This window comes from Enterobacter kobei, assembly GCF_001729765.1.
Lineage (GTDB): Bacteria > Pseudomonadota > Gammaproteobacteria > Enterobacterales > Enterobacteriaceae > Enterobacter > Enterobacter kobei.
Window position 1 is genome coordinate 4,484,613 of record NZ_CP017181.1, and the last position, 18,046, is coordinate 4,502,658.

Genomic DNA, 18,046 nt, shown 5'->3' on the forward strand with positions numbered 1-18,046 from the left:
CCTATGGTTTACCCACAAACCCAATCGCTTCATACACCGCTTTGAGGGTTTCTGACGCGCGCGCGCTGGCTTTTTCCGCGCCGTCTTTCATCACCTTCTGCAGGAAAGCTTCGTCGTTACGGTAGCGGTGATAACGCTCCTGCAACTCGGTCAGCATGCCGGAAACGGCGTCTGCCACTTCACCTTTCAGGTGACCATACATCTTGCCTTCGAAGTGCTGTTCCAGCTCTGGAATGCTCTGGCCGGTCACACCGGAGAGAATATCCAGCAGGTTGGAAACGCCCGCTTTATTCTGCACGTCGTAGCGCACCACTGGCGGCTCGTCGGAGTCGGTCACCGCACGCTTAAGCTTTTTAACCACGGATTTCGGATCTTCCAGCAGGCCGATAACGTTGTTGCGGTTATCGTCTGACTTGGACATCTTCTTGGTCGGTTCCAGCAGCGACATGACGCGTGCGCCCGATTTCGGAATAAACGGCTCTGGTACTTTAAACACCTCGCCATAAAGCGCGTTGAAGCGCTGGGCGATATCGCGGCTCAGCTCCAGGTGCTGTTTCTGGTCTTCACCGACAGGAACCTGGTTGGTCTGGTACAGCAGAATGTCAGCCGCCATCAGCACCGGATAGTCAAACAGACCGGCGTTGATGTTTTCAGAATAGCGTGCGGATTTATCCTTGAACTGGGTCATGCGGCTCAGTTCACCGAAGTAGGTGTAGCAGTTCAGCGCCCAGCCCAGCTGTGCGTGCTCTGGTACATGTGACTGAACGAAAATGGTGCTCTTCTCAGGATCAATGCCGCAGGCCAGATAGAGGGCCAGGGTGTCCAGGGTGGCTTTGCGCAGCTTCTCAGGATCCTGACGCGCAGTGATAGCATGAAGATCCACGATGCAGTAAATGCAATGGTAGTCATCCTGCATGCTGACCCACTGACGCAACGCACCCATGTAGTTACCAATGGTCAATTCACCTGACGGCTGTGCGCCACTAAATACGATGGGCTTAGTCATTATTCAATTCCTGATGTTCACTGTGCGAAAGCCCGAGTGCGGGCAACAAATCTTTGAAGTGGTCGAACACAACATCCGGCTCACTCAGCGTTATGGCCTCACCGTAGTTGTAGCCATAGGTCAATCCGACGGAAGGACATCCTGCCGCGCGGGCAGCCAGAATATCATTGCGGGAATCCCCGACAAAGAGCAGCTCCGCAGGTGTTAAGGATAATTTTCCTGCCACCAGCAACAGCGGTTCCGGATGCGGCTTTTTGTTTTGCACATCATCGCCGCCCACAATCACGGAGAAATATTTCGCGATATCCAGCGCGTCGAGAAGAGGGGCAACAAACGGCGTGGGTTTATTGGTCACTAGCCCAAGCGGGATGCCTTGGGCATGCAGCACGCTCAGGGTTTCCTGGACGTCCGGGAAGAGAAAACTCCCCTCTTCAACGGTCTCTTCATAGAAACGATTGAACAGTTTGCGCAGGATACGCAGCTGCTCATCCTGAGGGATATCTGCGTGATCGACGCTCGGTTTGCCCTGCGCGGAACGCTGCGACGCGCGCTCCTGACGAGCCCACGTTAACGCGCGCTCCATCAGCACATCGGCACCGTTGCCAATCCACGTCACAACACGTTCTTCGCCCGCAACGGGCAGTTCAAGGGCATACAGCGCCTGATCCACGGCGCTCGTTAAGCCCGGCGCGCTGTCAACCAGCGTGCCGTCGAGGTCGAACGCTACACCCCGAATTGCCTGCAATTTATCCATGACTTACCTTCGCCAGCTCGCGGCGCATTTCATCAATGACTTTTTTGTAATCCGGTTGGTCGAAAATGGCCGACCCGGCAACGAACATATCCGCGCCCGCTGCCGCAATTTCACCAATGTTATTCACTTTCACACCGCCGTCCACTTCCAGGCGAATATCGTATCCTGACTCATCAATACGACGGCGCACTTCGCGCAGCTTGTCCAGCGTATGAGGGATGAACGACTGACCGCCAAAGCCCGGGTTAACAGACATCAGCAAAATGACGTCCAGTTTATCCATGACATGATCGAGATAGCTCAACGGCGTGGCCGGGTTAAACACCAGACCCGCCTTACAGCCATTCTCTTTGATCAGCTGCAGGGTGCGGTCCACATGTTCTGAGGCTTCCGGATGGAAAGTGATGATGCTGGCCCCCGCCGCGGCGAAGTCTGGCACGATTCGGTCGACCGGCTTGACCATCAGGTGAACGTCGATCGGCGCGGTGATGCCGTAGTTACGCAGCGCCTTGAGCACCATTGGGCCAATCGTCAGGTTGGGGACATAGTGGTTATCCATAACGTCGAAATGGACGACATCTGCGCCAGCCGCGAGAGCTTTAGCCGTGTCTTCACCCAGGCGGGCAAAATCGGCCGACAGAATTGAGGGAGCAATCAAAAACTGTTTCATCCGCATCTCCTTGAAATGTGTTTACCGGCGGGCAAAACGGCTCAGGGGCGATAAAGAGCCAGGAGTTCGTCCACCTTTTTACGTGTGCCGCCGTTGCTGCTAATGCTACGCCGCACTTTAACCTGAAAATGCTTCGCGGCTTTATACCATTCGCGCGTATCAGGCGTATCGTGATTCGAAATTAACACCGGAATTCTTTTGCTGACCAGCTTTTCCGCCATCTCCGCCAGACGCGCCTGTTCGGCCGGGCTGAAGCTGTTGGTATGGTAGGCGGTGAAATTCGCCGTCGCCGACAGCGGGGCGTACGGAGGGTCACAGTAAACCACCGAATTTACGCCCGCCAGTTCCATACACTCCTCATAGGAGAGACAGTGGAACTCTGCATTCTGCGCTTTTGCAGCAAAGTGATATAACTCGTCCTGCGGGAAGTACGGGCGCTTATAACGACCAAACGGCACGTTGAATTCACCACGCAGATTATACCGGCACAGGCCGTTGTAACCATGACGGTTGAGATAGAGGAACAACAGAGCGCGGCGGAACGGATCCTGGCTCTGATTAAACTCCGTGCGGAACCGATAGTAGACGTCAGGGTTGTTGTTCTCAGGCGTAAACAGCTTACGCGCCTCTTCCACATACTCATCGGTACGCAGTTTGACGATGTTATAGAGGCTGATAAGGTCGCTGTTGATATCCGCGAGGATATAACGAGAAAAATCGGTGTTCAGGAACACCGATCCTGCACCCACGAAGGGCTCGATAAGACACTCGCCTTTTGGCAGGTGCTTTTTAATATCATCGAGCAGGGGGTATTTCCCCCCTGCCCATTTCAGAAAAGCGCGATTTTTTTTCATGCTGACTAACTGATTACACCTTCTCCGGCTGTGGAGAAAGCTCCGACAGCATCCTGCGCTTTAAACATTACTTCAGATCGGCCTGAACCTGATGAATCGGCTTCGCCCATGGGTTTTTAGCCTGAACATCTGCAGGCAGCGACGCCACGGCACGTTTCGCTTCATCTTTGGATGCATAAACCCCGCTAACCAACACATACCACGGTTGACCGTTTCGGGTCGTCTGATAAACCACGTAGTTTTTCAGATTTGATTTCTTCGCCCAACCGTTGAGGTTGTCATAGTTAGACGAACTGCTCAACTGCAGCGTGTAGTTGCTGGATGGCGCAGATTTCAGCGAGCTGACGTTGCCTGCGGTTTTGCCTGCTGTCGTGCTGGAAGCCGTCGCGGCAGGCGCAGTGGTGGCCGCCGGTGCCGTTGTGGTCGCCGTCGCTTTCGGTGCAGTCTGCGTGACTGGCGCTTTGGCCGGCTCGTTCACGGCAGCTGTAGCCGTGTGTTTCGGCTGTGTCGGTGCGGCTTTCACTTCAGGCGCTTTGACTACGGCCTGAGGTTTGGTTTCACGCTTAGGCTCAATCACCGCCTGCTTACGTTCAGGACGTGTCGCCGTTTGCGTCTGACGCGGCTTGGTTTCCGTCGCCGCAGTTTGCGGCTGAGCGTTACCACCGCGAATCGGCGCAACGGTTGCAGGTTCAGTTGGCAGCGTAGAGTTCACCACAACGTTATCAACCTGCTGCTGGTTCTGTGGCTGCGTCAGTGCATTGTTCAGGTCTCCCTGAACTTCTACACGCTGCTGGCCTTCAGGCGTAACGGGAGCCTGGCCCTGAGCTGGGGTTGATGACACAGGCGGCAGGGAAACATCCTGCGGCGTCGTGGTGTTGCTGGCAGTCTGCTCAGCGGAAGTGGTGCCCGGCGCTGGCTGCGCACCGTTCGCCTGATCCGTCGCATCGTTACCGGAAAGATTAATGCTCTTCTCAGTAGAAGCCGTCTGCTCGGTTGAGTTCGTTGACGGTGCTTTCAGCGCGGAGCCAATGCCAACAATCAGCAGCACAAGCACCAAAACGCCAAGGCCCATCATAATATACTGGCGGGAAGCCGGTTTCTGCGCAGCGGCTTTTTTACGTTTACGCGGGCGACGCTCTACAGGCTGTTCGTCCATTGAATCTTCTTCGGACTCATAATCCTCTTCTTCTCGCTCATCACGCGCGTTGCGGCTACGCGAAGGGCGACGATCGTCTGCATCCAGTTCAACATCGTCAAAGTTGATCTGCGGCTCGTTATCACGTTCTGAAGATTGACGAGAACGACCAGTACGACGATCGCTGGGATCGGGTTTCAGCTCGTCTTCTGGTTTGAATTCATCCATTTAACACCCCACTCAAAGGCTTATGCCTACGTCTTTGCATTTCGCCTGAAGCTAAACGACCACCGGTAAAAGTGGCCTGACCTTTCTAGTTGTTACGCCTGCTGACAATCAGCGATAGCGCCAAGAACGACATCGTGCGACACTCCGCCGCGCACTTCACTCTTCCCTATTGCAAGCGGGAGTACAAGACGCATCTCACCTGCCAATACTTTTTTATCGCGCATCATGTGGGGTAAATACGCTTGCGCCGACATCTCCTGCGGCCCGGTTACCGGCAAACCTGCACGTTCAAGCAGCGCAATGATACGTGCCGTCTCTTCCGGTTTAAACTGACCCAGACGTTCAGAGGTGCGGGCTGCCATGACCATTCCGGCTGCGACGGCTTCACCGTGCAACCAGTTGCCGTAACCCATTTCGGCTTCAATGGCGTGACCAAACGTATGCCCAAGATTCAGTAAAGCACGTAAGCCGGTTTCACGCTCGTCTGCGGCGACAACTTCTGCTTTCAGTTCACAACAACGACGAATGCAGTATGCCAGTTTTGCTTCATCCAGGCGCAACAACGCATCCATATTCTCTTCCAGCCAGTTAAAGAACTCGCCATCCAGAATAATGCCGTATTTGATCACTTCAGCCAGACCCGAAGCCAGCTCGCGCGTCGGCAGGGTTTTCAGACAGTCGAGATCCACTACGACCGATGCGGGTTGGTAGAACGCGCCAATCATGTTTTTGCCGAGCGGATGGTTGACTGCGGTTTTGCCGCCGACAGAGGAGTCGACCTGTGACAGCAACGTGGTCGGGATTTGAATAAAACGAACGCCACGTTGATAACTTGCGGCCGCAAAGCCGGTCAGATCGCCCACAACACCGCCGCCCAGGGCAAGCAGTGTTGTATCGCGACCATGCGGTTTTTGCAGCAATGCGGTAAAGACGGTATCCAGTACCGTCAGGCTTTTATACTGCTCGCCATCGGGCAGAATCACACTGTCGACTTTAACGCCTGCCCGCTCAAGCAGGTGGCGTACGCGGTCGAGATAAAGCGGAGCCAGCGTCTCATTGGTGACCAGCATCGCCTGATCACCCGCTTTTAGTGGTAAAAAGGAAGCTGGGTCGTTAAACAAACCAGCCGCGATGGTGATAGGGTAACTACGTTCCCCGAGAGTAACTGTAATCCTCTCCATGACGCGACATCCACCTTTAATGCTTTACCCGCAAGCGAGTGTATATAAAGCCAGAATCAGTTGCTTTCCAGCATATGAATAATCTGGTTTGCAACCACTTTAGCGCTCTGATCGTCAGTGCGAATGGTCACATCGGCAATCTCTTCGTACAGCGGATTGCGTTCATCGGCCAACGCTTCCAGAACTTCGCGAGGTGGCGTTTCAACCTGCAGCAACGGGCGCTTTTTATCGCGCTGCGTACGTGCCAGCTGTTTCTCAATGGTCGTCTCAAGATAGACCACTACGCCACGGGCGGAGAGACGGTTGCGGGTTTCGCGAGATTTCACAGAGCCGCCGCCTGTTGCCAGTACGATGCCCTGTTTTTCCGTGAGTTCGTTGATCACTTTTTCTTCTCGGTCACGGAAACCTTCTTCGCCTTCTACATCGAAAACCCAGCCCACATCAGCTCCGGTTCGTTTCTCAATCTCTTGATCAGAATCGTAAAATTCCATATTGAGTTGTTGAGCTAACTGACGCCCAATAGTGCTTTTGCCGGCACCCATAGGCCCAACCAGAAAGATATTGCGTTTCTCTGCCATTTTATCGGTACTACTAAGACTATTCGTTAATGGTAATCCCCGCTTCGCAGACACCCGGCGTAGCAGGACATGAACTGAAACCTCATATGCAATAGAGCGAGAGTCAGACTAAAAATTATCTCAATACTCCGGCTTGTTTGGCAACTGATTAAATCACCACGCCGGTCGCATAAGGTAATAAGACGTAAGTCCAACTCAAATCGGTACTCCTTGTATGCTAATTCATGCCCCACGTCAAACATCTGCAACAAACTGAATGCAAAATCATTGCGGGGATCGTTACCCGTCAGTGAATAGCCACCAGACGTGGTGTAATAAACACCACTAACTCACGCCGTTCATTGTCTTTTCCATCATGGCGAAAAAGTTGTCCCAGCCAGGGGATACGGCTAAGCCCGGGTACGCCGTCACTGCCGGTTTTATTCTTTTGCGAGAAAATCCCGCCCAGCGCCAGCGTTTCTCCACTTTTGACCTCCACCTGGGTTTCTATCTCCTGCTTGTCGATGGCCAGCGTTTCACCGTCAGCCTGCTGCAACACCTGTCCCGGCATGTTTTCACTGATGTGTAATTTCAGTCGCACGCGTCCACCGGGCAATACCACCGGCGTGACCTCCATTCCGAGTACTGCCTCTTTAAACTCCACCGAGGTCGCGCCGCTTTCGCCGCTTGAGACCTGATACGGGATCTCACTGCCCTGCTTGATGCTTGCCGGTTGCATATGCGAGGCCAGCAGCCGGGGGCTGGCGATGATATCGACCTGCTGTTTTTGTTCCAGCGCAGATAACTCCAGATCCAGCAGCCTGCCGTTAATCCGCCCGATGTTAAACCCCACATGGCTGGTTGCGCTGGCCACGGACAGATCGCTGCCAAGGGTCGTAATCTGTCCAACCCTGCCCGCCTCGGTAGCGTCAGCGAGATTCCATTTCACGCCCAGCTCACGGAGGCTTTTTTCATTAATGGTGACAATGTGCGCCGCCAGCTCAACCTGCTCGACGGGAATATCCATCTGCAACGCCCACTGTTGCAGCGCTTCCAGCGCGGCCGCGTTATCTCTGACCAGCAGGCGGTTGGTACGTTTGTCGACCGATACACTCCCCTTTGGACTCAGAAGCTTTTCCGCGGCTTTTTGCAGTTCCCCGGCATCCGCATATGAAAAAGGGAGGCTTTGCGAGACCAGCGGTGCATCAAGCTGTCGACGCGCCCGCTCCTGCTCTAAACGTTCCCGCCGATCGCGCAGCCATGCCGGGGTATGAACATAAAAAATGCTGCGCTCCTCGTGCAAAACGAGCCCGGCGCTGGCAACGACCGTCTGCAATGCTTGCCACCAGGGGACGCCCGTCAGATTAAGCGAGAGCGTGCCGCTGACATCGGGCGATATCACCAGATTACGGTTCTCCTGCGTAACCAGTGCCTGGAGCACCTGGGCCACAGGAACATCATCCACCACCAGCGTGACCGGCTTTGGCGCGGCGGCCCACAGCGGGTGGCTGAACGCCAGCAGCAACAGCACTATCCTTAACGTCATTTGTATCCTTTCCTTCTCGTTGCCACGTCCATTGCCCGGGTTCACATGTCTCCCCCACGGCAATGACCAGTTCCGTTTCATTGATGGCGGTTATCTGCCAGCCCGCCGGAAAACGATCGTGCATTTTCATACGATGCCAGCGCTGTTGCCCGTCCTGTAAAATAGCCAGTCGCTGCTGTCCTGCTACCATTCCGCGGTAGTGCCACTGCGCCAGCTCGCCCGTAGCGCAAGGGTCATCCGGCGGACGAAACGGATCGCGGATGCCGGTCAATAACAGCACGGAACAAACCAGCAGGCACTTCGCGCTATTTCGCATGTTCCAGCTCCAGCCGCAGGCGTAACACCGTACTTTGGGGCGAAATCGTAAAAGCAGCGACCTGCACATCCCGCTGTGCCAGCCGGGAAAAGAGTGCGGGGATCGCCTGCCACGCCGATTCCAGCGCCAGTTCGCCGCCGTTCTGCAACGGCTTCCAGTGCAGGAGCGTTGTTCCTTCACCCTGAAAATCGAGCGGCGAAAATGGCATCATCTCCCGTGCCGTCTGGGTTTCTGGACGAAGCGCTGTCTTACTGGCGGAAGGCCACAGCGACGCGTTAGTCCGCACCTCCTGGACCAGCTGCTGCTGTCGCTCTGTACACTCCCTCTCAACTGGCCGAAGCACCGTGCTCCATGCTGCCAGTCCCACAAGGAAAATCCCCAGACACATGCAGATCAGCCGACACCAGGGGCGGCTATCACACCAGCGTTCTAACAGAGTCTCCACGCGCTACCCCTCGCTTTTCAGGTGCAGAGTGAACATCCAGCGCCCCTGGCTATCCTGCCGAAGCTCCCCTTCAGGCCCGGGCGTAAAGCCGGCGAGTTGTCTCACCCCGTTGCGCAGCGCAGAGAGAGCCGGAAGGGTGGAGGCATACCCGATCATCATCAGCGCGGGAGGCTGATAACGCAGCTCTGTCAGCCAGACCTGTGGGGGCATGGCGCGGGAAAGTGATTCCAGCACCGGTTGCCATGCGTGTCGTTGCAGCGTGCCCGCAGGCTTCTGCGTCACGGTGGTCAGTTTCTGGCGAGACATAAGGCCACGCTGCACGGACTGGGTTCCCACAAGCTGACTTTGCAGCGCGCGCAGCGTTACCTGATGGTTCATTCGCAGACTGAAAACGATCATGAGGATCAGCAGCGACGTGCTGATAAACATGCCGCCCCAGAAACGCAGGCATCGCGCGCGACGCTGCTGACGCCAGGGCAGGAAATTGGTGACGTTCATTCAGGCTCCTCACTCATAGCCAGTGCCAGCGCGACGGTAAAGTCAGCTCCGCATTCGGGGAGAGGAGCATGGCAGCGTTGCAGGGTTTCCCATGGCGTCCGTTGGGTATCAAACAGCGCGATGTCGTTCGGGTTGAGGGCCAGCAGCGCCGCCAGCTCAGTGACGTTTTCTGCTTCCGTGGTGTATCGACGTCCCCACTGGTGGCGCATGGCCCACAGCCATTGATGCTGATCCCGCCAGGCGACGCACGGCGTCGGTGCTACCGCAGGGAGCAGGTTCCCCAGCGCGCTGGCATCCGGGGTGATGGTCGCCAGCCGCAAATGCAGTGTTTTCGCCAGCGCCAGCAGCGTTTCAACCTCCTTGTTTTGTGCGGCAGTGACGTGATACGTATTGCTGAACGTATCCTGGGTGTAATCGAAACAGAGGGTATCTGCGGACATCTCCAGTTCGCGCGAGAGCGACGCGCCCAGCCATGAGAGCTGTTCGCTGTCGCGCAGCGCAACCGCCGGGCGGGGAAGCGACCTTTGCAGAGTGCGCGCGGCTGGGAATGAGAGATAGACCCGGTGATAATGCGGCAGCGTCTTTCGCCAGTCGCGCAACGCATCAACCAGCTGTTCCGGCTGGCAAATTTTGCCGTCACGAATCGTGCCTTCAGCAAGAGTGAATGCCCACCAGCGGCGTAAACACCAGCCGCCTCTCTCCCGGGCCAGCGCCGCAATCAGCACCCTATCCTGTTGAATATGAACGCCCGTTTGCCATGTTTTGAAAGCCATACTTCACGATCTCCTTATCGCCCGTCGCCGTGACGGCTATATCAATGAATCAGGCTTGCCTTTATACTACCGCGCGATTGTTTAGAAACTGCCCAAGTGAAACCAAATGGGAAATCTCCGGTGAAGTTCGTAAAGTATTTATTCATCCTTGCAGTCTGTTGCATTCTGCTGGGAGCAGGCTCGATTTACGGTTTGTACAAATATATTGAGCCACAGCTACCTGATGTCGCCACGCTTCGCGATGTGCGGCTCCAGATCCCGATGCAAGTCTATAGCGCCGATGGCGAATTGATGGCGCAGTATGGCGAGAAGCGTCGTATCCCGCTGACCTTAAACCAAATTCCGCCCGTGATGGTGAAAGCCTTTATCGCCACCGAGGACAGCCGTTTTTACGAGCACCACGGTGTCGATCCGGTGGGGATTTTCCGCGCCGCGAGCATTGCGTTGTTCTCTGGTCATGCCTCCCAGGGGGCAAGTACCATTACGCAGCAGCTGGCGCGTAACTTCTTCCTCAGCCCTGAAAAAACGCTGATACGTAAGATCAAAGAGGTGTTCCTGGCGATCCGTATTGAGCAGTTGCTGAGCAAGGACGAAATCCTTGAGCTGTACCTCAATAAAATCTACCTGGGCTACCGTGCTTATGGCGTGGGGGCTGCGGCACAGGTGTATTTCGGTAAACCGGTGGATCAACTCACCTTAAGCGAAATGGCCACCATCGCCGGTCTGCCTAAAGCGCCTTCTACGTTTAACCCGCTCTATTCGCTCGATCGCGCCACCTCGCGTCGTAACGTCGTCCTGTCACGTATGCTGAGCGAAGGCTATATCAGCCAGAGCGAGTACGACCAGGCGCGCAACGATGTCATTGACGCCAACTACCACGCCCCTGAGATCGCCTTCTCTGCGCCTTACCTGACCGAAATGGTGCGCCAGGAGATGGTGAGCCGTTATGGCGACAAGGCCTATGAAGATGGCTATCGCGTGTACACCACCGTCACTCGCAAAGTGCAGCAGGCGGCTCAGGAGGCGGTGCGCAACAACGTGATGGACTACGACATGCGTCACGGCTATCGCGGCCCGTCAAACGTGCTCTGGAAAGTGGGTGAAAGCGCGTGGGACAGCAAAAAAATCACCAGCACGCTGAGGGCGCTGCCAACCTATGGCCCGCTCCTCCCTGCTGTCGTGACGCAGGCCAATCCTCAGGAAGCCGTTGCGACCCTGGCGGATGGCACTTCCGTCTCCCTGCGTATGGACGGGATGCGTTGGGCACGACCTTACCGTTCGGACACTCTGCAAGGGCCAACCCCGCGTAAAGTCACCGATGTGGTACAGACCGGACAGCAAATCTGGGTGCGTAAGGTGGGCGATGCCTGGTGGCTGGCGCAGGTCCCTGACGTCAACTCGGCCCTGGTCTCGATCAACCCACAGAATGGTGCGGTCATGGCGCTGGTTGGCGGGTTCGATTTCAACCAGAGCAAGTTCAACCGCGCGACTCAGGCACTGCGTCAGGTTGGCTCCAACATCAAGCCGTTCCTCTACACCGCGGCGATGGATAAGGGCTTAACCCTTGCCAGCATCCTTAACGACGTGCCTATCTCCCGCTGGGACGCTGGTGCCGGTTCCGACTGGCAGCCGAAAAACTCGCCTGCGGAATATGCCGGCCCTATTCGTCTTCGTCAGGGTCTGGGACAGTCGAAAAACGTGGTGATGGTACGTGCCATGCGCGCAATGGGCGTTGACTATGCGGCAGAGTATCTGCAGCGTTTCGGCTTCCCGGCGCAGAACATCGTTCGCACCGAGTCGCTGGCGTTAGGCTCCGCTTCCTTTACGCCGCTTCAGGTCGCACGTGGATACTCGGTGATGGCCAACGGTGGCTTCCTGGTTGACCCGTTCTTCATCAGTAAAATCGAGAACGATCAGGGCGGCGTGCTGTTTGAGGCAAAACCGAAAATTGCCTGCCCTGAGTGTGATATCCCGGTCATTTACGGCAATACACCGAAATCCGAGGTGCTTGAAAACAAGGACATGGAAGACCCTGCCGTGTCTCAGGAGCAGCCGAATATCGTTGTACCGCAGCCACAGCTGGAGCAGGCTAACCAGTCGCTGGTTGCACAGACCGGCGCGCAGGAGTATGCCCCGCATGTGATCAACACGCCTCTGTCATTCCTGATCAAGAGCGCGCTGAACACCAACATCTTCGGTGAACCAGGCTGGCAGGGTACCGGCTGGCGTGCGGGACGCGATTTACAGCGCCATGATATCGGCGGTAAAACGGGTACCACTAACAGCTCGAAAGATGCATGGTTCTCCGGCTACGGTCCGGGCGTAGTGACCTCGGTGTGGATCGGTTTCGACGATCATCGCCGTGACTTAGGTCGTACCACGGCATCCGGCGCGATTAAAGATCAGATTTCCGGCTACGAAGGCGGCGCGAAAAGCGCACAACCGGCGTGGGATGCGTACATGAAATCCGTTCTTGAAGGCGTACCAGAGCAGCCATTAACGCCACCGCCGGGTGTGGTCACGGTCAATATCGACCGTAGCACCGGACAGCTCGCTAATGGCGGTAATAGCCGCGCCGAGTATTTCATCGAAGGCACGCAGCCAACCACGCAGGCGGTGCATGAGGTGGGTACAGAGATTATTGATAACGGCGAAACGCACGAGCTGTTCTAAGCATAAAAATGCCCGGTAAAAACCGGGCAAAGAATCCCAGGCCGGGTAAGGCGAAGCCGCCACCCGGCTTTTTTTATGACCTACAACCGCCCCTGCCCCTTCAACCATTCCCGAACCAGGAACAACGCGCTCACGTTGCGGGCCTCGTTAAAGTCTGGGTCTTCCAGCAGATCCATCAGATGCGCCAGCGGCCAGCGCACCTGCGGCAGCGGTTCCGGCTCATCTCCCTCCAGCGATTCAGGGTAGAGATCTTCAGCCACCACAATATTCATTTTGCTGGAAAAATAGGACGGCGCCATGCTCAGTTTTTTCAGGAACGACAGCTCATTCGCACCAAAACCCACCTCTTCTTTCAGCTCACGGTTTGCCGCTTCAAAGACCGTTTCGCCCGGGTCGATCAGTCCTTTGGAGAACCCAAGTTCGTAAGATTCTGTTCCCACGGCGTATTCGCGGATCAAAATCAGATGATCGTCGACGATAGGGACAATCATCACCGCTTCGCGCGAAGAGGGGCGCATACGTTCATAAACACGACGCACACCGTTGCTGAACTCCAGGTCCACACTTTCAACATTAAACAGGCGCGATTTGGCGACAGTTTCAACATTCAGAATGGTGGGTTTTTGTAGTGGTTTGCTCATCTTGATGGGGTCTTAACAGTGTGAACTGGCTTTATTGTGCGATATGCCGCACGGTTTCGGCAATGTCAATCGCTCTTTATTTACATTTATGCAACGTAGCTGGGATCAATCCTCAATTCAAAACAAATGTCAAGAGGTTGAAATGTTTCCAGGAATTTGCTGATATCGCGCCATAAGAGGCTTTGCTATCATCACCGGTCACTGGGATGCGCTTCAGAATGCTCAAGTTCGACTCCATACTTGCCGATAGCCAGCCACAGACTCTCATTCAATGTAAAGGTGCTACTGATTACACCTGTAAGAAGATTAGTAAGATGGGGAAAGCATGAGCACCATTTTGATTGTTCTCGCTGCTATGCTGGCCAGCGCATTGATTGCAGGGTGGCTGTACTGGCGACGCGCACAGCGCCGTTACCGGCTGCCTTTTTTAAATGCCTTCGCGGGTGCGACCACCCGTAAACTCGCGCAAGATGAGCGCGATGCAGTTGAAAACTATCTCGAAACGCTGAACCGTACCCAGTTATCGCCTGGGCCGACGGGAGCTACAGCTGCGCCTGTCGCACTGAAACTTAACGCGCAGAGCGACACCGTGCTCTGCGTGACGCGTTCCATTACTCGCTACGGTATCACAACGGACGACCCCAACAAGTGGCGCTACTATCTTGATTCCGTCGAGGTACATCTGCCCCCCTCCTGGGAACAGTACATTAACGACGAAAACAGCGTTGAGCTGATTCATACCGATTCGCTGCCGCTGGTTATCTCGCTTAACGGTCATACCCTGAGTGAATATCTTCACGAAGCTCCGCGTTTTGCGCTGGAACGCGCGAGTTCAACACAGGCCTCCATTCGTGGCGAAGAGACCGAGCAGATCGAACTGCTGAACATTCGTCAGGAAACGCATGAAGAATACGCCCTGAGCCGTCCGGACGGCATCCGTGAAGCCATTCTGATCGTTGCCGCTTTCCTGCTCTTTTTTGTCTGCCTGCTGACGCCGGACGTCTTTGTTCCGTGGCTGGCAGGGGGCGCTGTGCTGCTTCTGGCTGCCGGACTGTGGGGGCTTTTTGCACCGCCGGCCAAAACCTCGTTGCGGGAGATCCACTGCCTGCGCGGCACACCAAAGCGCTGGGGTCTGTTCGGTGAAAACGATCAGGAGCATCTCAACAATATTTCGCTCGGTATTATCGACCTTATCTATCCGCGCCACTGGCAACCGTGGATCGCGCAGGATTTAGGGCAGAAAACCGATATTGATATCTACCTTGACCGCCACGTTGTGCGTCAGGGACGCTTCCTGTCTCTGCATGATGAAGTAAAAAATTTCCCGCTTCAGCACTGGCTCCGTAGCACGGTCATTGCTGGCGGCGCCGCGCTGGTGTTTATCATGCTGCTGCTTTTCGTACCGCTGGATATGCCCATCAAATTCACCCTGTCGTGGATTAAAGGCGCGCAGACCATCGAAGCGACCAGCGTCAACCAGCTGGATGAAGCAGGGGTGCGGGTGGGCGATACGCTGCGCCTGAAGGGAACCGGGATGTGTAATATCCACAGCCCGGGCGGATGGAACACGCGGCAGAGCTCGCCTTTCATGCCGTTCGACTGCTCGCAAATTATCTGGAACGACGCGCCGCCGCTGCCATTACCGGAATCCGAAGTGGTGAATAAAGCCACGGCGCTGACCCAGACGGTTAACCGCCAGCTGCACCCGAAAGCGGATGACGATTCACGCGTCAGCCCTGCGCTCCGTTCTGCCATCCAGAAGTCAGGCATGGTTCTCCTGGATGACTTTGGCGATATCGTTCTCAAAACCCAGGATTTATGTTCCTCGCAGGATGAGTGCATACGCCTCAAAAACGCGCTGGTTAACCTGGGGAACAGCAAAGACTGGGACTCACTGGTCAAACGCGCCGAAGCGGGACGACTGGACGGTGTCAACGTCCTGCTGCGCCCGGTAAGCGCCGAATCGCTGGATAACCTGGTCGCCACGTCGACATCGCCGTTTATGATGCGCGAAACCACCCGTGCGGCGCAGGCGCTCAACAGCCCGGCACCGGGCGGCTTTGTGATTGTCAGCGATGAGGGCAGCGACCTGGTCGATCAGCCTTACCCGCAGGTGGCGCTTTATGACTATCCGGCACAGGAGCAGTGGGGTCAGTTCCAGCGTCTGGCGCAGATGCTGATGCAAACCCCCTTCAGCGCCGAAGGGATTGTCACCAGTATTTATACCGATGCCAACGGCACCCGTCATATCGGCCTGCACAGGATGCCGGATAGCGCAGGATTGTGGCGATACATTGGCACCTCTCTGCTGATGATCGCCATGCTTATCGCCATTGTCTGGAACGGTATTATGGCGCTGCGCCGCTATCAACGCTCGCGCACCCGTCTTGCTGAGATCCAGCAATATTATGAAAATTGCCTTAATCCCAAGCTGATCCCCTCCTCCGAGAGCCTGATCTGATAACCTCGTTGCGCGACAAGATGTGCTACCCTGTCGCGCACGTTTCTTCTGGCTGGAGTTCCCCCTTATGCATCTTGATATCGACTGGCAGCAGGTCGACACCGTTCTGCTGGATATGGACGGCACGCTGCTCGATCTCGCCTTTGATAACTATTTCTGGCAAAAGCTGGTACCGGAAACCTACGGCGAACAGCAGGGTATCTCCCCGGCAGAAGCACAGGCATTCATTCGTTCGCAATATAGCGCGGCGCAACATACGCTAAACTGGTACTGTCTTGACTACTGGAGCGAGCGCCTCGGTTTGGATATTTGTGCCATGACCACCGCCCAGGGCCCGCGCGCGGTACTGCGCGAAGATACGGTTCCGTTCCTGGACGCGCTGAAAGCCAGCGGCAAGCGCCGTATTTTGCTGACCAACGCGCATCCACATAATCTGGCCGTGAAGCTGGAGCACACGGGGCTGGCATCGCACCTTGATTTATTGCTTTCTACCCACACATTTGGTTATCCGAAAGAGGATCAGCGGTTGTGGCATGCGGTGAAGGAAGAGACCGGCTTGCAGCCGGAACGCACGCTGTTCATTGACGACAGCGAGCCCATTCTGGATTCCGCGGCAACGTTTGGCATTCGCTATTGTCTGGGCGTCACCAATCCTGACTCTGGCCTGGCTGAAAAACGCTATCTGCGACATCCTGGACTGAACGACTACCGCCAGATGATCCCCTCACTGACCGTGAAGGAGACGCCATGAAAGAAAAACCCTCTGACGGGGTAAGACTGGATAAATGGCTGTGGGCGGCCCGTTTTTATAAAACGCGCGCCCTTGCCCGCGAGATGGTTGACGGCGGTAAAGTGCATTACAACGGCCAGCGCAGCAAGCCGAGCAAGCTGGTTGAGCTGAACGCCACCTTAACGCTACGCCAGGGCAACGATGAAAAAACGGTGGTGATTAAAGCCATTACCGAACAACGTCGGCCCGCATCGGAAGCCGCACTGCTTTATGAAGAGACGGCGGAAAGCGTTGAGAAACGCGAGAAGACCGCGCTGGCGCGCAAAATGAATGCGCTAACCATGCCCCACCCGGACCGGCGGCCGGATAAAAAAGAGCGCCGCGATCTGATGAAATTTAAACACGGTGAGACAGAGTAACCCTCACCCGCACGAGAGATGAAAATGGCCCAACACGACCAATTACACCGCTATCTGTTTGAACAATTCGCCGTGCGCGGCGAACTGGTCACCGTATCCGAAACCTGGAAACAGATTCTGGAAAACCACAATTACCCGCTGCCGGTGAAGACCCTGTTGGGCGAACTGCTGGTTGCCACCAGCCTGCTGACCGCGACGCTGAAATTTGCCGGTGATATTACCGTGCAGTTGCAGGGTGACGGCCCAATGACGCTGGCAGTGATCAACGGCAATAACCAGCAGCAGATGCGCGGCGTCGCACGCGTTCAGGGCGATGTGCCAGAAAATGCAGACCTCAAAACGCTGGTGGGGAATGGCTACCTGGTGATCACCATCTCCCCTGAGGAAGGTGAACGCTATCAGGGCGTGGTCGGCCTCGAAGGGGATACCCTGGCAGCCTGCCTGGAAGATTACTTCATGCGTTCTGAACAGCTGCCGACGCGTCTGTTCATCCGCACCGGTGAAGTGGATGGTCAGCCTGCTGCGGGCGGTATGCTGCTGCAAGTTCTGCCAGCCCAGGACGCACAGACCAATGACTTCGAGCACCTGGCGACGCTGACCGAAACCGTCAAAGCAGAAGAGCTGTTTAACCTGTCGGCGACTGACGTGCTGTGGCGTCTGTACCACGAAGAAGAAGTGACCGTTTACGACCCGCAGGCGGTGGAGTTCAAATGCACCTGTTCTCGCGAACGCTGCGCGGGTGCGCTGAAAACCCTGCCAGATGAAGAGATCGACAGCATCATGGCGGAAGACGGCGAAATTGATATGCACTGTGACTACTGCGGTACGCACTATGTGTTCAATTCAATGGATATCGCTGAGATCCGCAACAACGCCTCCCCGGCGGATCCGCAGGTTCACTAATACCCTTCCCTCTCCCCATCCAGTTCCCTCTCCCAGTGGGAGAGGGTTAGGGTGAGGGCAAAAAACCTCGCTTAAGCTGAATCGTTTTCCGTATGTAACTCTTACGTAATTTTCTTACGTGTATGCGATTACATTCACATTCTCTCCGATAAAATCACCAGCCTTTAACCTTTTCGGAACATTTTCCCCAACCAAAAAGCGATTCCTGCGATAATCCGCCTGCACTGTGACTGGAGTCGCAGCGTTTTCCGTTAGT

Annotated in this window: 18 protein-coding genes; 5 read left to right on the top strand and 13 right to left on the bottom strand. The window is 55.7% G+C overall.

The window, feature by feature from the left end:
• Position 1: 1 nt before the first annotated feature.
• The 12 genes from trpS to BFV64_RS21900 all read right to left on the bottom strand — a co-directional run bounded on the left by trpS (position 2) and on the right by BFV64_RS21900 (position 9,963).
• Positions 2-1,006, bottom strand: coding sequence for a tryptophan--tRNA ligase (trpS, locus tag BFV64_RS21845; RefSeq protein WP_014885521.1), 1,005 nt, complete (start codon positions 1,004-1,006; stop codon positions 2-4).
• Positions 999-1,760 carry a phosphoglycolate phosphatase gene (gph, locus tag BFV64_RS21850; protein ID WP_014885522.1) on the bottom strand — a complete coding sequence of 254 codons (762 nt, stop codon included), beginning with the start codon at positions 1,758-1,760 and terminating at the stop codon, positions 999-1,001. The genes trpS and gph overlap by 8 nt, the downstream gene beginning before the upstream one ends.
• Entirely contained in the window at positions 1,753-2,430 is a 678-nt protein-coding gene (gene rpe, locus BFV64_RS21855) for a ribulose-phosphate 3-epimerase (protein ID WP_014885523.1), read from the bottom strand. Before rpe ends, gph begins: the two co-directional genes overlap by 8 nt.
• 41 nt (positions 2,431-2,471) lie before the next feature.
• On the bottom strand, positions 2,472-3,284 hold the full coding sequence (gene dam / locus BFV64_RS21860) for an adenine-specific DNA-methyltransferase (protein WP_014885524.1): 813 nt from the start codon (positions 3,282-3,284) through the stop codon (positions 2,472-2,474).
• Positions 3,285-3,351: 67 nt separating this feature from the next.
• Complete coding sequence (damX, locus tag BFV64_RS21865; protein ID WP_014885525.1) at positions 3,352-4,647, bottom strand: cell division protein DamX; 1,296 nt, start codon at positions 4,645-4,647, stop codon at positions 3,352-3,354.
• A 92-nt stretch (positions 4,648-4,739) separates the two neighbouring features.
• A complete protein-coding gene (gene aroB / locus BFV64_RS21870) occupies positions 4,740-5,828 on the bottom strand; it encodes a 3-dehydroquinate synthase (protein WP_045268728.1) in 1,089 nt (362 codons plus the stop codon).
• A 56-nt stretch (positions 5,829-5,884) separates the two neighbouring features.
• Positions 5,885-6,406, bottom strand: coding sequence for a shikimate kinase AroK (gene aroK, locus BFV64_RS21875; protein WP_003861630.1), 522 nt, complete (start codon positions 6,404-6,406; stop codon positions 5,885-5,887).
• Between the two features lie 286 nt (positions 6,407-6,692).
• A complete protein-coding gene (gene hofQ, locus BFV64_RS21880) occupies positions 6,693-7,931 on the bottom strand; it encodes a DNA uptake porin HofQ (RefSeq protein WP_023331482.1) in 1,239 nt (412 codons plus the stop codon).
• Positions 7,843-8,247 (bottom strand): HofP DNA utilization family protein, encoded by a 405-nt coding sequence (locus BFV64_RS21885; protein WP_032629558.1) that lies wholly within the window; start codon positions 8,245-8,247, stop codon positions 7,843-7,845. Before BFV64_RS21885 ends, hofQ begins: the two co-directional genes overlap by 89 nt.
• Positions 8,237-8,692, bottom strand: coding sequence for a HofO family protein (locus BFV64_RS25620; protein WP_023331483.1), 456 nt, complete (start codon positions 8,690-8,692; stop codon positions 8,237-8,239). The genes BFV64_RS21885 and BFV64_RS25620 overlap by 11 nt, the downstream gene beginning before the upstream one ends.
• 3 nt (positions 8,693-8,695) lie before the next feature.
• Complete coding sequence (locus BFV64_RS21895; RefSeq protein WP_023331484.1) at positions 8,696-9,190, bottom strand: PilN domain-containing protein; 495 nt, start codon at positions 9,188-9,190, stop codon at positions 8,696-8,698.
• A complete protein-coding gene (locus tag BFV64_RS21900) occupies positions 9,187-9,963 on the bottom strand; it encodes a type IV pilus biogenesis protein PilM (protein WP_023331485.1) in 777 nt (258 codons plus the stop codon). The genes BFV64_RS21895 and BFV64_RS21900 overlap by 4 nt, the downstream gene beginning before the upstream one ends.
• A 120-nt stretch (positions 9,964-10,083) precedes the next feature.
• On the opposite strand from BFV64_RS21900, the gene mrcA reads away from it, so the two are divergent.
• Complete coding sequence (gene mrcA / locus BFV64_RS21905) at positions 10,084-12,636, top strand: peptidoglycan glycosyltransferase/peptidoglycan DD-transpeptidase MrcA (RefSeq protein WP_014885532.1); 2,553 nt, start codon at positions 10,084-10,086, stop codon at positions 12,634-12,636.
• An 80-nt stretch (positions 12,637-12,716) separates the two neighbouring features.
• Here the strand turns inward: mrcA and nudE are convergent, their stop codons facing one another.
• The gene (gene nudE, locus BFV64_RS21910; protein WP_008503041.1) at positions 12,717-13,277 is read right to left on the bottom strand and encodes an ADP compounds hydrolase NudE; all 561 of its coding nucleotides are present in this window, start codon (positions 13,275-13,277) and stop codon (positions 12,717-12,719) included.
• A gap of 325 nt (positions 13,278-13,602) precedes the next feature.
• Here nudE and BFV64_RS21920 point away from each other — a divergent pair, with 325 nt between their 5' ends.
• The 4 genes from BFV64_RS21920 (at position 13,603) to hslO (ending at position 17,790) form a co-directional block, all read left to right on the top strand.
• A complete protein-coding gene (locus BFV64_RS21920; protein ID WP_014885533.1) occupies positions 13,603-15,738 on the top strand; it encodes an intracellular growth attenuator family protein in 2,136 nt (711 codons plus the stop codon).
• A 67-nt stretch (positions 15,739-15,805) separates the two neighbouring features.
• Positions 15,806-16,489 carry a GMP/IMP nucleotidase gene (gene yrfG / locus BFV64_RS21925; protein WP_059372990.1) on the top strand — a complete coding sequence of 228 codons (684 nt, stop codon included), beginning with the start codon at positions 15,806-15,808 and terminating at the stop codon, positions 16,487-16,489.
• Entirely contained in the window at positions 16,486-16,887 is a 402-nt protein-coding gene (gene hslR, locus BFV64_RS21930; protein ID WP_014885535.1) for a ribosome-associated heat shock protein Hsp15, read from the top strand. Before yrfG ends, hslR begins: the two co-directional genes overlap by 4 nt.
• Before the next feature lie 18 nt (positions 16,888-16,905).
• Positions 16,906-17,790 carry an Hsp33 family molecular chaperone HslO gene (gene hslO, locus BFV64_RS21935; protein ID WP_162184515.1) on the top strand — a complete coding sequence of 295 codons (885 nt, stop codon included), beginning with the start codon at positions 16,906-16,908 and terminating at the stop codon, positions 17,788-17,790.
• The last annotated feature ends 256 nt before the right edge of the window (positions 17,791-18,046 follow it).

Excerpts from the sequence above, each read along its gene's own strand:
- trpS (WP_014885521.1), bottom strand. The coding sequence starts at position 1,006 with ATGACTAAGCCCATCGTATTTAGTGGCGCACAGCCGTCAGGTGAATTG.
- gph (WP_014885522.1), bottom strand. The coding sequence starts at position 1,760 with ATGGATAAATTGCAGGCAATTCGGGGTGTAGCGTTCGACCTCGACGGC.
- rpe (WP_014885523.1), bottom strand. The coding sequence starts at position 2,430 with ATGAAACAGTTTTTGATTGCTCCCTCAATTCTGTCGGCCGATTTTGCC.
- dam (WP_014885524.1), bottom strand. The coding sequence starts at position 3,284 with ATGAAAAAAAATCGCGCTTTTCTGAAATGGGCAGGGGGGAAATACCCC.
- damX (WP_014885525.1), bottom strand. The coding sequence starts at position 4,647 with ATGGATGAATTCAAACCAGAAGACGAGCTGAAACCCGATCCCAGCGAT.
- aroB (WP_045268728.1), bottom strand. The coding sequence starts at position 5,828 with ATGGAGAGGATTACAGTTACTCTCGGGGAACGTAGTTACCCTATCACC.
- aroK (WP_003861630.1), bottom strand. The coding sequence starts at position 6,406 with ATGGCAGAGAAACGCAATATCTTTCTGGTTGGGCCTATGGGTGCCGGC.
- hofQ (WP_023331482.1), bottom strand. The coding sequence starts at position 7,931 with ATGACGTTAAGGATAGTGCTGTTGCTGCTGGCGTTCAGCCACCCGCTG.
- BFV64_RS21885 (WP_032629558.1), bottom strand. The coding sequence starts at position 8,247 with ATGCGAAATAGCGCGAAGTGCCTGCTGGTTTGTTCCGTGCTGTTATTG.
- BFV64_RS21895 (WP_023331484.1), bottom strand. The coding sequence starts at position 9,190 with ATGAACGTCACCAATTTCCTGCCCTGGCGTCAGCAGCGTCGCGCGCGA.
- BFV64_RS21900 (WP_023331485.1), bottom strand. The coding sequence starts at position 9,963 with ATGGCTTTCAAAACATGGCAAACGGGCGTTCATATTCAACAGGATAGG.
- nudE (WP_008503041.1), bottom strand. The coding sequence starts at position 13,277 with ATGAGCAAACCACTACAAAAACCCACCATTCTGAATGTTGAAACTGTC.
- BFV64_RS21920 (WP_014885533.1), top strand. The coding sequence starts at position 13,603 with ATGAGCACCATTTTGATTGTTCTCGCTGCTATGCTGGCCAGCGCATTG.
- yrfG (WP_059372990.1), top strand. The coding sequence starts at position 15,806 with ATGCATCTTGATATCGACTGGCAGCAGGTCGACACCGTTCTGCTGGAT.
- hslR (WP_014885535.1), top strand. The coding sequence starts at position 16,486 with ATGAAAGAAAAACCCTCTGACGGGGTAAGACTGGATAAATGGCTGTGG.
- hslO (WP_162184515.1), top strand. The coding sequence starts at position 16,906 with ATGAAAATGGCCCAACACGACCAATTACACCGCTATCTGTTTGAACAA.